The sequence below is a fragment of the Tolypothrix tenuis PCC 7101 genome, assembly GCF_963874875.1.
In the GTDB taxonomy this organism is placed as follows: Bacteria; Cyanobacteriota; Cyanobacteriia; order Cyanobacteriales; family Nostocaceae; genus Aulosira; species Aulosira tenue.
Genome location: NZ_CAWNJS010000001.1, coordinates 1,132,486 through 1,147,068 on the forward strand (window position 1 = coordinate 1,132,486; position 14,583 = coordinate 1,147,068).

General features: G+C 41.3%; 10 protein-coding genes. 7 read left to right on the top strand and 3 right to left on the bottom strand.

Annotated elements, in window-relative coordinates:
• The first annotated feature begins 42 nt into the window (after positions 1 to 42).
• The gene (locus AACU25_RS04575; protein ID WP_096574107.1) at positions 43 to 756 is read left to right on the top strand and encodes a M15 family metallopeptidase; all 714 of its coding nucleotides are present in this window, start codon (positions 43 to 45) and stop codon (positions 754 to 756) included.
• A 177-nt stretch (positions 757 to 933) separates the two neighbouring features.
• A complete protein-coding gene (locus AACU25_RS04580) occupies positions 934 to 1,383 on the top strand; it encodes a DUF2127 domain-containing protein (protein ID WP_096574108.1) in 450 nt (149 codons plus the stop codon).
• Positions 1,384 to 1,507: 124 nt separating this feature from the next.
• Here the strand turns inward: AACU25_RS04580 and AACU25_RS04585 are convergent, their stop codons facing one another.
• Both AACU25_RS04585 and AACU25_RS04590 read right to left on the bottom strand, forming a co-directional pair.
• Positions 1,508 to 1,981, bottom strand: a complete 474-nt coding sequence (locus AACU25_RS04585) for a TspO/MBR family protein (protein WP_096574109.1) — start codon at positions 1,979 to 1,981, stop codon at positions 1,508 to 1,510.
• Between the two features lie 226 nt (positions 1,982 to 2,207).
• The gene (locus AACU25_RS04590) at positions 2,208 to 2,681 is read right to left on the bottom strand and encodes a TspO/MBR family protein (RefSeq protein WP_045870064.1); all 474 of its coding nucleotides are present in this window, start codon (positions 2,679 to 2,681) and stop codon (positions 2,208 to 2,210) included.
• Positions 2,682 to 3,919: 1,238 nt separating this feature from the next.
• Between AACU25_RS04590 and kdpA the strand changes: the two genes are divergently transcribed.
• The 4 genes from kdpA (at position 3,920) to kdpC (ending at position 8,978) form a co-directional block, all read left to right on the top strand.
• The gene (gene kdpA / locus AACU25_RS04595; RefSeq protein WP_096574110.1) at positions 3,920 to 5,620 is read left to right on the top strand and encodes a potassium-transporting ATPase subunit KdpA; all 1,701 of its coding nucleotides are present in this window, start codon (positions 3,920 to 3,922) and stop codon (positions 5,618 to 5,620) included.
• Positions 5,621 to 5,712: 92 nt separating this feature from the next.
• Complete coding sequence (gene kdpB, locus AACU25_RS04600; RefSeq protein ID WP_096574111.1) at positions 5,713 to 7,818, top strand: potassium-transporting ATPase subunit KdpB; 2,106 nt, start codon at positions 5,713 to 5,715, stop codon at positions 7,816 to 7,818.
• Between the two features lie 236 nt (positions 7,819 to 8,054).
• Positions 8,055 to 8,309 (top strand): potassium-transporting ATPase subunit F, encoded by a 255-nt coding sequence (locus AACU25_RS04605; RefSeq protein ID WP_096574112.1) that lies wholly within the window; start codon positions 8,055 to 8,057, stop codon positions 8,307 to 8,309.
• 57 nt (positions 8,310 to 8,366) lie between these two features.
• On the top strand, positions 8,367 to 8,978 hold the full coding sequence (kdpC, locus tag AACU25_RS04610) for a K(+)-transporting ATPase subunit C (RefSeq protein WP_096574113.1): 612 nt from the start codon (positions 8,367 to 8,369) through the stop codon (positions 8,976 to 8,978).
• A 195-nt stretch (positions 8,979 to 9,173) separates the two neighbouring features.
• Here kdpC and AACU25_RS04615 read toward each other — a convergent pair whose 3' ends face one another.
• The gene (locus AACU25_RS04615) at positions 9,174 to 10,946 is read right to left on the bottom strand and encodes a pentapeptide repeat-containing protein (RefSeq protein WP_096574114.1); all 1,773 of its coding nucleotides are present in this window, start codon (positions 10,944 to 10,946) and stop codon (positions 9,174 to 9,176) included.
• Between the two features lie 501 nt (positions 10,947 to 11,447).
• On the opposite strand from AACU25_RS04615, the gene AACU25_RS04620 reads away from it, so the two are divergent.
• The gene (locus AACU25_RS04620) at positions 11,448 to 14,492 is read left to right on the top strand and encodes a zinc-dependent metalloprotease (protein WP_096574115.1); all 3,045 of its coding nucleotides are present in this window, start codon (positions 11,448 to 11,450) and stop codon (positions 14,490 to 14,492) included.
• The last annotated feature ends 91 nt before the right edge of the window (positions 14,493 to 14,583 follow it).

Genomic DNA, 14,583 nt, shown 5'->3' on the forward strand with positions numbered 1-14,583 from the left:
AATTTTTACCGTATATATTTTGAGCCTCTAGCTGCTGCAACAATGAGACCATATCACCAAATCCCGATTTTAGAATGTGGTGAACCTTTAATACCGATTCCCTTAGAACTATTTGCTGTAGAATCTCCCCATCCTTATGAAAAACTGGGTGCGCCTTATGGAGAACATTCTCCATATTATTTGCGGCAAAGCGTCGTTGAATGTTTAATCCAAGCGCAGAATTATCTGCGATCGCTATATCCTAATTGGTACATCCAAATCTTTGATGCTTATCGCCCCGTTGCGGTGCAGCAGTTTATGGTAGATTACAGCTTTGCCGAAGCATTAAAGCAAAGAGAAATGATTGAGGCAGAATTATCGCCTAATCAACACCAAGAAATTTGGGAAGCTGTTTATCAAATTTGGGCTGCACCTAGCTTAGATGAAAAAACGCCACCGCCTCATAGTACAGGTGCAGCAGTAGATGTGACATTGGTAGATGATACCGGGAAAATTGTGGATATGGGTTCACCGATTGATGAATTGTCAGAGCGATCGCTTCCCGATTACTATGCCAATAATGAGTCGCCACAGGCAAAACAGTATCATACTCACCGTGAGTTATTGCGAGATGTGATGTTAAAAGCTGGATTTTGCCGCAATCCTAGAGAATGGTGGCATTTTTCTTATGGTGATCAAATGTGGGCTTGGTTAAGTAATCAATCTCATCCCCATAATTCTTTTACAGCCCGCTATGGGCGTTTTCACATAAATTAATTTATTGTAATTAGTCTCAATTAATCTTCAATAAATCTAGTATTTCCCAGCAGTTAGATACTGATTAAATCTGTCCATCCTAGGCAGATATTAAATATTTTGAGGTTGATTAAGGGAAAAATTATTATAAATAATGTAGGAAACTCAATATCATATCTATCCTACTCAGGAGGTTGCTTGGCAAAGCGTTCTGCTGGATTGGTAACAATTGTTTGTTACAAAGCATTTGTAGCTTCACTTTTAATGGTTACTTCTATAGCTTTATTATTGGCCTTAAAAAATCATCAATATCTAGAAGAATTTTCCGATAATTACGTATTAGAAGGTAAATCAAGCATTATTAATTGGCTTGTGGAAAAAATTCTAAATTATAATCGTAAAACCCTTGTATTTAGCGGTACTGCTTCAGGAATCTATGCTATTGTGACTGCCATTGAAGCTATTGGGTTATGGTATGAAAAACGTTGGGCACATATTTTAGTGCTGATACTAGTCGGTATTAGTATACCGCCAGAAATATATGAATTAATTCGGGGATTATCTCCGATAAAATTAATTGTTTTAATAGTAAACTTAGGGGTATTTTGGTATTTATTAAAGAATTTCCCCAAGCATAAACATTCGTAGGATGCGTTAGCGATCGCGTAACGCATCAGCAACAAAGCTAAATCATTAGCAAAAAATTAAATTCCCAACTTCTCAAAGAAGTCGGGAATCTGGACATCATGCATTTTCACAAATTATCCCTAGCCTACGCATCTTCAGGATTTAGATGTTTTAACTCATCAGTAGTGTATGTGCCGATAGGACTCCAAACTAGATAAGGAATGAGTAAAAGCGCTGCCATCCACGAAATTGGTAAAACGCAAATTGTCAGAATCACACTTAAAATCAGACCACTTAGCCCCAAACTTTCCCCGATGTTGAGGCTATGAAATCTCAACATTACAGGAATATAGGCAACGGTAATAATTTCTAGTAATAGGTACAAACCCATGATTATCCAGGTAATTAAACTACCAGGATTTTTTTGCCAAACAATATTTGCGGAAGCTGCACCACAAATAAAAATCGTTGTCCAAATAAATGGAATAAGTGGTTCAAAAACTAGCCAGCGAGGGCGACTTAACAGCGCGAACCATTTAACATCACGGGGTGTGATGAAGAAACTACCGAGTGCAATCAAGAATGTGACAGCACCAATCACCATCCAAGATTCAATCATGGTGTTCACCTTTGCCTGTACATTTTGTTAAGCCATACAATGCAAGTGTGGCAATTACAGGCATGAGTTAAATCAGTCGCGGGTGGGATCTGGATATTGATTTAGGGTCTTCCTGAAAATAAATTATCCAATTTACTCAGATAATATTTTTCTTTCTCCCCCTGCTCCCTGCTCCCTGCTCCCCTGCCTACTCAGCGACGGTATATTTTTTTAGCTTGGAAGTCTCTTATGCTTCTTGAGGATTGAGGTGAAGCATCTGCCAAGTGGTATATGTCCCGATGGGACTCCAAAGCAAATAAGGAACTAATAAAAGTGCAGCCCAATTAGAAGTAGTTAAAACTGCAAGTGCTAATAGTAAACCAATAATAAAGCCTGTACCGCCTAAAATCGTACCAACTTTAAGGCTACGCAGGCGGAACATTACAGGTGTGTAAGCAATAGTTACAATCTCTAAAAGTAGATATATACCCATCAATAACCAAGTATTGTTAGTTCCTGGGTTTCTTTCCCACACAATGTAAGCAGACCAAGCACCACAAATAAAAATTACAGTCCAAATAATTGGAATTGCTGCCTCAAAAGTTAGCCATCGAGGTCTTTGCAATCGCTGGAACCACTTGCGATCGCTTGGCGTAATGAAGTTAGCGCCTAAAGCGACTACAAAAGCTACAGCCCCTATCACCATCCAAGATTTAATCATGCCGCCCTATCCTTTGCGATCGCTAGCAACTACTGAAATATCACTTATTCAAGTGCAATCATGGCAATTTAGCCCAGATTTCTCATCATCCCTGGGTTTGATTAAGTAGGTAGGTGCGATTAATCCGAATTATATAAAGTTTTGTAATGTTTATTGATGTAAATAATACCAATTAAAAATATAGCTGTGCGTCCCACTCATGTATCAATACGGTTCAGATTATTAGTGATTGATTTGTCAGTTGTGGAAACAGGTAGCAAAATTGGGGGATTCTCCCCCAAACCCCCGATTGGGTGACGGTTGCGTCCCCCAAACCCCCTCCAAAATTATTTGTTTTGTTGTCAATTTATTTTCTTAACTGAACTTTATTGACTCATGTATTTGCTCTATTCTATTCAGGACTTACGCAACTGGTACACAAATCTTCTGATTTAAGAGTCAAGAGTCAAGGGTCAAATATTCAGGTCTTTTTGACTCTTGACTTTTGACTTTTGACAGCCTAAACGAAAAAAATGTGACACTCGCGTAAGTCCTACTATTTTTAAACTGGTGTAACATTAAGCGCATCTATTTGATTTTAGCAATGAGATTGGTTGCTAAATTATTCCGGATATTGAATCATCCATCCCCAATCTCTAATACCAAATTGCAAAAAGAATGCGACAGATTGTAGGGGCACGGCATTGCCGTGCCCTCTAGAATATATTGCTGTATCGCCAACATTATTTGAATTGGTTTATTTAAAATTTCACAATTTGTTTTTACTAATAAGCAGATATAACAGCAGATTCACTTTCCTGGATTGATGACCAGGAATTAGTTTTACTACCAGATTTTTGTAATTATTGTCGCCAAATTTTAGGAATATGCAATATAATTTTTTGCTAACTTCAGTTAGGCTGAGAGCCTTCTCCCTGAACTGTGTCGGCTGATACGATATCAGCTAAAGTATGTGTAATAAAAATATCATCCTCCCTGATACGGAAGGATATATGTAAGTAGCAACATCAGAAAATGTATTGTATAAACAAATAGTACACAGGAGACAGATTAATGAATAAAACTAAAATTTAAGTATTCTTGGCAGAAACTTCAAGAAGTATCTGGAAAATAGAAAGTTATCCAAATACGTAATCCAGATTAATGAATCGAGTTTATATGAGATATTGTCAGGCAGTTGATGTATTAGTTGGCATGAGTAACTGTCTATAACTTAAATTTAATTGAGTACAAAATACATGGGACAAGGTTTTTTACAAATTGGGTTAACACTATGTATTGTGATAGCAATTACATCAGTGTTCGGAAGATACATAGCACGTGTCTTCATGGGAGAAAGAACCCTGCTTGATTCCTTCATGAATCCCATAGAACGAAGCATCTTCGTCCTAACGGGTGTAAAACCGAAAGATAGTATGACAGGTGGGCAATATGCCAGGGCTGTAGTATACAGTAACCTCGTCATGGGCATTGTAGTGTATTTATTAATATTTTTTCAGAGATTTTTACCCTGGAATCCCAATGGCTTTGGTGCGCCGACTTGGGATACACTACTGCACACTACAGTTTCTTTTGTCACGAATACCGACCAGCAACACTACGCAGGTGAGACGACCTTAAGCTATTTTAGTCAGGTAGCAGCTTTGGGGTTTTTGATGTTCACCTCCGCGGCTACCGGGTTGGCGGTAGGAATTGCCTTTATTCGCGGACTCACAGGTAGGAAATTAGGGAATTTTTATATTGACCTTACCCGTGCCATTACCCGCATCTTACTACCAATATCAATAGTGGGTGCGATCGCACTCCTCATCTCAGGTGTACCGCAAACATTAGGCGCACCTGTAGTAGTGAGAACCTTGGAAGGAGGTACACAGTATATTGCTAGAGGCCCAGTTGCATCTTTCGAGATGATTAAAATGCTGGGTGAAAACGGTGGTGGCTTTTTTGGTGTGAACTCTGCCCATCCCTTTGAAAATCCTAATGGCGCTTCTAATTTAATAGAACTCGTGGCCATGATTTCTATCCCAGCTGCTTTAATTTACACCTATGGGGTGTTTGCCAATAACCTCAAACAAGCTTGGCTGCTGTTTTGGATGGTGTTTGTAATTTTCGTTGTCTTAGTAGGAATCACATCCACCGCCGAACTACAGGGAAATCCCTTGATTAATGGCACTCTGGGATTAGAATTTCCCAATTTAGAAGGTAAAGAACAACGGTTTGGTTGGGCACAAACAGCGCTATGGGCAGTCATGACTACCGCCACCATGTCTGGTGCTGTCAACGGAATGCATGATTCCTTAATGCCCCAAGGAATATTTTCAACTTTATTTAACTTATTTCTTCAAATTATTTGGGGTGGTCAAGGTACTGGAATAGCTTATCTATTAATTTACGTAATTCTTACCGTCTTTCTCACTGGCTTAATGGTAGGGCGTACCCCAGAATTTTTAGGACGCAAAATCGAAAAACGGGAAATTGTGCTCGCCAGTATAGTATTACTGATACATCCGATTGCCGTATTAATCCCCAGTGCGATCGCCTTAGCCTACCCCATTTCCTTCGCTGGAATTACCAACCCTGGCTTTCACGGCATTTCCCAAGTAGTTTATGAATATGCCTCAGCCGCAGCTAACAATGGTTCCGGGTTGGCAGGGTTAGCTACTACTCAACCTGCACCTACAGCTTTGTGGTGGAATTTGAGTTGCTTATTTCCGCTTTTAGCAGGACGCTACATACCAATTATTGCCATATTGTTACTAGCTGATAGTATGTCTCGTAAGAAACCAGTACCAGAAACCCCTGGTACTCTCAGAACCGATTCTCTGCTATTTACTTGTGTCACAGCTGGCGTAAGTATCATTCTAGGCGTACTTACCTTTTTCCCCGTTTTAGCCTTAGGCCCCATAGCCGAAGGTATTAAATTATCTTCTGGCAGTTAGATATACAAGGAAAACAATATAAAAAATCTCCCTCATCCCCCTCATCTTCCTCATCTCCCCCTACCTCCCATCACCCTCACTCACTAAAATCTATGAATCAAGCTGCAGCTACCTCCAAAGCTAGACCCCCACGTTCTCGTTCAGGCGATCGCCGTCAACCACGCAAAAAGACTAAAATCAGTGCTACAGGCATCTACTTGCGAGCCATTAAAGATGCTTTTGTCAAGCTCAATCCGCAACACGCCATCAAAAACCCAGTAATGTTTTTGGTGTGGGTTGGGACGCTCATTACTTTAGCGGTGACAATTGAGCCCAGCCTGTTTGGCCCAGTTCAGCAGAATAATCCGCAACTCTTCAACGGCATCTTAACTGGGATTTTGTTTTTCACAGTCTGGTTTGCCAATTTTGCGGAAGCTGTAGCCGAAGGAAGAGGTAAAGCCCAAGCCGATGCTTTGCGATCGACAAAATTAGAAACAACTGCCAAAAAACTCGCCACCGATGGCACTATTACTGAAGTCCCATCCAGCAGCCTCAAACAGGGTGATACCGTCTACGTAGTAGCAGGTGATTTCATTCCCGCCGATGGGGAAGTGATTATGGGTGTGGCTTCTGTAGATGAATCGGCAATTACTGGAGAATCTGCACCAGTACTGAAAGAATCTGGCTCGGATGTTGCTAGTTCGGTGACTGGTGGTACGCGGATTATCTCTGATGAATTAATCATCCGTATTACAGCCGAATCAGGCAAAGGATTCATCGACCGGATGATTGCCTTGGTGGAAGGGGCAGAACGCAGCAAAACACCCAATGAAATTGCCTTGACTGTATTATTGGCAGTTCTCAGTTTAGTGTTTTTATTTGTAGTCGTCACTCTGCCTGCATTTGCTTACACCGTTAAAAATCCAGTCAGCATCCCAGTTTTAATTGCCTTATTAGTTGCACTGATCCCCACCACTATTGGCGGATTGCTAAGTGCCATTGGCATCGCCGGTATGGATCGAGTCGCCCAATTTAACGTTATTGCCACATCAGGTAAAGCTGTCGAAGCCTGCGGAGATGTTAATACCTTAGTTCTCGATAAAACAGGGACAATTACCCTTGGTAACCGCTTGGCAGAAGAATTTATCCCGATTAACGGTCATACACTTGAAGACATCGCCAATGTTGCTTGGGTAGCTAGCGTATTTGATGATACGCCTGAAGGGAAATCAATTGTGCGACTAGCAGAAAAATTAGGCGCAAGGGTAGATTTTGACTACAATCAGGCACAAGCAGTAGAATTTTCTGCCAAAACCCGCATGAGTGGCACCAACTTACCTGGTGGGAGAGAGGTACGTAAGGGAGCAGTGGGAGCAATTAAAGGGTTTGTACGTTCCCGTAATGGCCGCGAAACCCCAGAACTTGATGCGGCTTACGAGCGAGTTTCTCAGCAGGGCGGCACACCTTTAGCTGTGTGCTTAGACCATGAAATCTACGGCGTGATTTATCTTAAAGATATTGTCAAACCTGGCATTCGCGAACGCTTTGACCAGTTACGCCGTATGGGAGTACGTACCATTATGCTGACTGGAGACAACCATATGACTGCGGCGGTGATTGCCAAAGAAGCTGGCGTTGATGATTTCATTGCCGAAGCCACTCCCGAAGATAAAATTACTGTCATTAAACAGGAACAGGCGAAAGGCAAACTAGTCGCCATGACCGGAGATGGTACCAATGATGCCCCAGCCCTAGCACAAGCTAATGTGGGATTAGCCATGAATACGGGGACTCAGGCGGCAAAAGAAGCAGCAAACATGGTGGATTTAGACTCAGACCCCACAAAATTGATTGATATCGTCAGTGTTGGTAAACAATTGCTCATTACCCGTGGAGCGTTGACAACATTTTCCTTAGCTAATGATATTGCTAAATACTTTGCAATTATTCCCATAATCTTTGCCTCTGCTAATTTGCAAAGCCTAAATATTATGAAGTTGACTAGTACTAATTCAGCAGTATTATCGGCATTAATTTATAACGCTTTAATTATTCCTGCCTTAATTCCTTTAGCGTTAAAGGGCGTAAATTTCCGACCCTTAACAGCTAATCAACTACTGCAACGCAATATTTTGATTTATGGTTTAGGTGGAATAATTACACCATTTATCGCCATTAAATTAATCGATATTCTAATTACACTAGCAGGGTTAACTTAGTACACAGTATTTCATTAACTCATAACCAAGTTTTGAGGAAATACTCTGCGTTACTTTGCGGGAATCTCCGCGTTACTCTGCGTTTAATTAAATTATTTACTATTTAAAAGTAAATACTAAGACAACTTTGCAGAAATAATCCGACAGATGGATTGACATAACTCTTATATAAAGAGTAATTCCTAATCCAAAATCTAAAATCCAAAATGGTATAAGGGTGCAAAAAATCAAGCAAAATGAAAAAAAATTTTCAGGATAGAAGTTCAATACAGACAAAAAATATTGTCTGGTCAAAATTGCGTAAACAACAGTTACTCCTGTCAACCTTGATGGCACTAGGATTCACCTTAGCAATTGCCCCTGTAGTTTATGCTGCCTCAGATGTCAATTTAGAAAGTCGCACCACATGGGCAATTGGCATTTTGGGACTTGTCACGATATCCCTTGTTATATACTTATTTGTTGTCGTCTTTCAGCCAGAAAGCTTCTAACAGTTCAAAATTATTATTCAAGATTAAATTCAAAAGAGCGATCGCACAGATTATTGTATGTCTATTATTCGAGAAATCATCAAGTCAATTCGTATAACTTTAGTACTTTGGTTACTAACAGCACTTATATATCCCCTGTTAATTTTAGTAGTCGGTCAAGTTTTTTTACCTTTGCAAGCTAATGGCAGCATCATGCAAAATATAGATGCTCAACCAGATGCCCCACCAATTGGTTCTGCTTTAATTGGTCAGGTATTTACATCAGAGAAATATTTTCATGGCCGTCCCAGTACAGTGAGATATAGCCAAGGTAAAAAAGCCAAAGCAACTGGCATCTCTGGTGCGAGTAATCTTGCTCCTAGTAATCCAGAATTACTCAATCGTATTGTTGAGCAAGCTAATCAATTTCGAGACGAAAATGTTCAACCAACTGCAGATTTAATTTACACCTCTGCATCTGGCTTAGATCCGCATATTTCTGTGAAATCTGCTAGGCAGCAATTGGAGAGAGTCGCTAGTGCCCGTAACGTCAAAGCAGAAGAAATATTACCTCTAATTAATAAATATACTGATGATAGATTTTTATGGGTTTTTGGTGAGCCAGGAGTAAATGTTTTGCGATTAAATTACGCTCTTGATTTGCAAGAAATTAATCGTAAGGCAAATTAATAAGTTTAATTGGGCATGGGGCATTGGTAATGGGTAATGGGTAATTGGTGTTGGGTGTTTGGGATTTGTCATTAATTATTCTCCCCTGCTCCCCTTCGGGTTCGCCAGTCCCCCATCGTGACGGAGACCGCCAAGACGGGGGCTGGTCTCACCTGCCCCCTGCCCCTCTGCTTGACTCAGTCTCCCTCATCTCCGTCATCCCCCTAACCCAAGCTGCTGCTTCAATCCTGCTGGCACATTGAGCGCGGTTTCTAATCCGCGCACAGTTTCCCATTGCTGCTTTTCTCCCCAGGTCATTTCTTCTAGGTTGGCTTCGCTGACATCAGCATTGCTGAGTATGGCATAGCTCAGGTTGCTGTGGCTGAGATCCGCGCCATTGAGTAAAGCACCGCTAAGGTTACTACCGCTAAGGTTGGCTTGGTTGAGGTTGGCATAGCTGAGGTCGGTACCAAAAAGCATGGCATCACTGAGGTCAGCACCACTAAGGTCAGCATCATTAAGCATTACGCCGCTGAGATCAGCATCGTTGAGAATTACGTCGCTCAAATCTACACCGCTGAGATCTGCACCTAAAAACATTGCACCGTTGAGCTTCGCGCCTTGGAGTTTTGCACCGTTGAGTTTGGCGTAGCTGAGATCAGCAGCTACAAGAATGGCATCATTAAGCTTGGTACTGAAAAGAATTGTGTCGCTGAGGTTGGCACCGTTGAGAATAGCACGACAGAGGTCTGCACCACTGAGGTCGGCACGGCAGAGGTCTGCATGACTGAGATTGATGCTAGTTAGTTTAGCTTCGCTGAGGTTGGCACCAAAAAGTATCGCATGGCTGAGGTCACCACCACTGAGGTTAGCATCTTTGAGATTGGTGCTACTCAAGTCAGCACTAGTAAGATTGGCATTTTTGAGATTGGTACTGCTGAGGTCGGCGTGGCTGAGGTTAGCGCGGCTGAGATCAGCATGATTGAGATTGGCACCGCTCAAGTTGGCACTGCTGAGGTCGATGCGGCTGAGGTTGGCATTGCTGAGGTTAGCACCACTGAGGTTGGCATCACCAAAGTTAGCACCTGTCAAGTTGGCATTGCTAAAGTTGGCACCTGTTAAGTTGGCATCTCCTAGGTATGCACCTGTGAGGTTAGCACCGCTAAAGTTAGCACCTGCCAAGTTAGCATTTCCTAAATAAGCGCCACGAAAGTTGCCGCCTCTTAAGAATTCCCCAACGATACTAGTAAAATTACCAATTTCTATGGCATCGCTATAGTTAATAATACGTAGGAGTTGCGATGTGAAAAAACTTTCTGTATCCGGTTGGCTGGAAGGATAAAACATAATATGCTGCTGAAGTTCAGCTCGCCCTTGGGCGTAGCGGTGTAGCTCTAAAAGTAATATGAGTACATTAAGTCCTGTATATATATCTACTTGCCTCAGTCCTATTTCGCGATTTTTCGCGAGCATCTGTAGCATTTTTTTCTGTGGCAAGTTATCATTCGGTGCTGCATCGATAAATTCCCCGTGACACCAGCGACGATAAAATTCTTCTAGGCGTTGGCATAAGACCACTGGACGAAATTTTTTCCCTGCAATTAACAAGTTCATGACTTGTTCAACTATGTCTGGGGTCAACGCGCTCTGACCTAGTAAATCGTAAATTTGTGCATATAATTGGCGATATCTAGCGTTGAATCTCTGCACGTCTATACGGAGTGTAGCGGATGACATCTCGCTTGTGAAATCTGGTAACCCACTGCTGGGGTTTGACCATTCTTCCAATCTTTTTTGTAATTGTTGAGGTAGTAAAGAGTCTGGTAAAGTATCTTGAGCAAATTTCCAGCTTGGTTCAAAATCTGGAGTTGTTTTTTCCCTAGAAGACACTGCTTCAGCTTCCAGAGATTCTTTCTGCGAGAACTCTGGTAACTTTGTACCTCTGGCGTAATTGCTTAAACGCTTCCAAATTTGCAATAAATAGGACATTTGGTATCTTTGATTACTATCTGATTACTGTTTAGTTAGAGATGATTTAACGATTGAGATTGGCTCAGAAGCTGATCGGGCAAAAAAAATTTGTATAATTTATAACTTGTAACTATTAGAGATGTTTTGGTGGTAGCTAACCAATCACAGCCTGACAATTTTTCTTTGTGTAAATCGAAATCACAGCTTAAGAAGTTGTGCCTTTTCCAGTAATGTCATCGATTTAGCATAAATTGTTATACTTTCTTCCCAGCAAGTTTACTAGTCTGGTGTCAAAATAATACGTACTGTATGCTACAGACACAATTGTTAGCAAAAATACTACAGTAAAACTGTCCAATCAGATTCAAAAAAATAATGATAACTTAACGAAAAAGTTCACTGCTGTATATTAGCCAGCTAATAATATTTTTAGAATAAGCTTCAGTTAGATCAGCGCCAAGCGGCTTAACTTTACAACAATGAGAAATTAGCTATTGATTGTTATCGGGGATTGATTAAATGAATAGATTAACTTTTTATGTAATTTTGTTGCATGGTTTGTTTTTAGGATTAACAACCGCTAGTGCTAAGTCTCTACCTAATAACAGAGTAAATACTGAGTTACACAGTGTCCAACAGGTAGATCAAGTTAGTGTAAAACCAGTTACAGCTAAGGTTACAGAAAAATCTGAGATTAGCCTACAAAACCTGAAAGCTTTAAAAAAGCTAGACAATAATGCTCTCAAACGAGCCTTAGAAGCATCACAGTTACCCCATTCTTTAGGGAAAAAGACGGATCAAGTATGGGTGCTTAATCAAAATCAACAAGTACAGCAGCAACCTTTTAACTGGATAGTTCAAAGTCCGAAACAAGCTGGTAAACAACCTTTTTTACAAGCTGTCAAAACCCCAGACAAGCCCAGCGAAAAACCTAACTCATCGAGTAAACCACCAAAAAAGGATGACTTAGAGCCTTTTGATGAAGTCACCAAAGACACTGAAAAGTCAGCGGGGGTGTTCACGCTTTATCGCCAAAAAGAAAAGAATAAAATTTATTTAGAAATTCAGCCAGAGCAACTAAATAAAAATTATCTAGCTACCTCTACCTTGGAATCAGGTATTGGCGAACAGGGTATTTATAGCGGTATGCCTTTACAGGACTTTTTATTTTACTTTAAACGAGTGGATAATAACCTGCAATTTGCTGTCCGTAATGTTAATTTTCGTACTCGTGAAGGAGATCCGCAAGCGCGATCGCTCGCCCGGTCTTTTAGTGATTCTGTACTGTACACTATTCCCATTAAAAGCATTCATCCAGAACGCAAAACTCTGCTAATTGACTTGGGTGATTTGTTACTGACAGATTTAGCCGGCTTATCTCTAAGTTTAGGAATACCAGGTGGCACAGATCAATCCTATTTTGGCGAGGCCAAAGTCTTTCCAGAAAACCTAGAAGTGGAAACAGTTTTAAATTTTTCTGGTAGCGGCGGTAGCAGTAGCGACAGTGAAATGCTCAACTTTGAGTCTTTACCTGACAGCCGTGGCTTTACTCTGCGTCTGCACTATAGTATCTCCCAATTGCCAAACAATAAATATCAACCACGTTTGGCTGACGAGCGTGTGGGCTATTTTATCACTGCCTATCAAGACTTATCTAAAGACGATCGCGGCGACCCGTTTGTACGTTATATCAATCGTTGGAACCTAGAAAAAGCCGACCCACAAGCAACAATATCTCGTCCGAAAAAACCGATTGTCTTTTGGATTGATAATGCTGTACCTTTTGAGTATCGCGATGCCATTAAAGAAGGGATATTAATGTGGAATAAAGCCTTTCTTAAGGCAGGCTTTAAAGACGCAATTGAAGTGCGGCAAATGCCAGATAATCCCACATGGGACCCCGCAGATATTCGCTACAATACTATTCGCTGGATTAACACTATTGATGGTTTTTTTGCTAGGGGGCCATCCCGTGTTAATCCCTTAACTGGAGAGATTTTAGATGCAGATATTTTAGTAGATGGCAGCTTTGTCCGTGTACTGAAGAATGAATATCGTCAAATAGTACAGCCTAACTTAGCATCTCCACGTAGTTCCTTATCGGCGTTGATGCAAAATAATATGCTTTGCGTCAATGGCTTAGGTGGCAAATCTAAAGATAATCCCCAGCAGCCAGCAAAGCAAAAGCCTTGGTTAGGTCGTTTAGCGAAAATCGCTGGTGAGTCAGACTTATGCTATGGCATGGAAGCCTCGCAGCAATTTGCTTTGGGTTCCTTGGCAATGACACTCTTAGAAGACAACACCACTAGCCAAGAACAATTAAAAGACTATATCAATCAATACTTACGCTTAATTATTGCCCACGAAGTTGGTCACACCTTAGGGTTACGTCACAACTTCCGGGGTAGCAATCTACTCCCGCCAGAGGAACTCAACGATCAGCAGATTACGCATCATAAAGGTTTGACAGCTTCGGTGATGGATTATATTCCGCCGAATATTGCCCCCCAAGGTACCAAACAGGGTGATTATTTCCCCAGTATGGTTGGCCCTTATGATGATTGGGCAATTCAGTACGGCTATACACCCACTCAAGCATCAACCCCCATAGCCGAGAAATCATTTTTAGAAGAAATTGCTAGCCAATCCGATCGCCCAGAGTTGAGTTACTCTACAGATGAAGATAGATATGACCTCGACCCTACTGCTAATGCTTGGGACAATAGCGGCAATGTACTGCGCTATTCCCAATGGCAGCTAGATAATTCTCGTGTGATGTGGGATCGTCTCACCAAACGTTATCCCATTGCCGGAGAAAGTTTTAGCGACTTGAGCGATCGCTTCGGTACTGTATTAGGTAACTACTTCCAAAATATTTTTTACACCACAAAATATATTGGCGGACAGTCCTTTTATCGCATTCGTGCTAGCGCCTCATCTACCAAACTAGGCGGACAAAAGCGATTACCATTCCAAGCCGTACCAGTAGAAGAACAACGCCAAGCATTAGCGACATTAAATAAATATGTCTTTGCCGACGATGCTTTTAACTTCTCACCAGAATTGCTGAATAAATTAGCACCTTCTCGCTGGTACCATTGGGGTAGCTATCCCATGATTGGGCGTTTAGATTACCCAATTCATGACTTGGTGTTAATCTTGCAGAGTGCGGTATTGACGGATTTACTTTCAGGCGATCGCCTTACCCGCCTCAAGGATATTGAACTCAAAAATCCTACCGAAAAAACACTTAGTATTCCAGAACTATTTGATACTCTGCAAACTGATATTTGGACAGAAGTGATCAAACCTCAAAACAAACCCCTGAAGATTTCCAGCCTACGGCGAGGCTTGCAACGGGAATATGTGAATATTTTGAGCGATATGGTGTTACGCAAAGAATACGTCCCCGAAGATGCACGTACATTAGCCTGGTATAAAATCAAGCAACTCAACGAAAAACTAGCAGGAGCCAATTCTGACGATGAGTATACAAAAGCGCACATTTTAGAAACACGCGATCGCATTGAAAAAGTCTTGAATGCGCCGATCAGGAGTAATTAATTGGTATGGGGCATGGGGCATTGGTAATAGGTAATTGGTAATGGGTAATGGGTAATTGGGGTTTGGTGTGTGTTCTCCCACCTGACGGGAG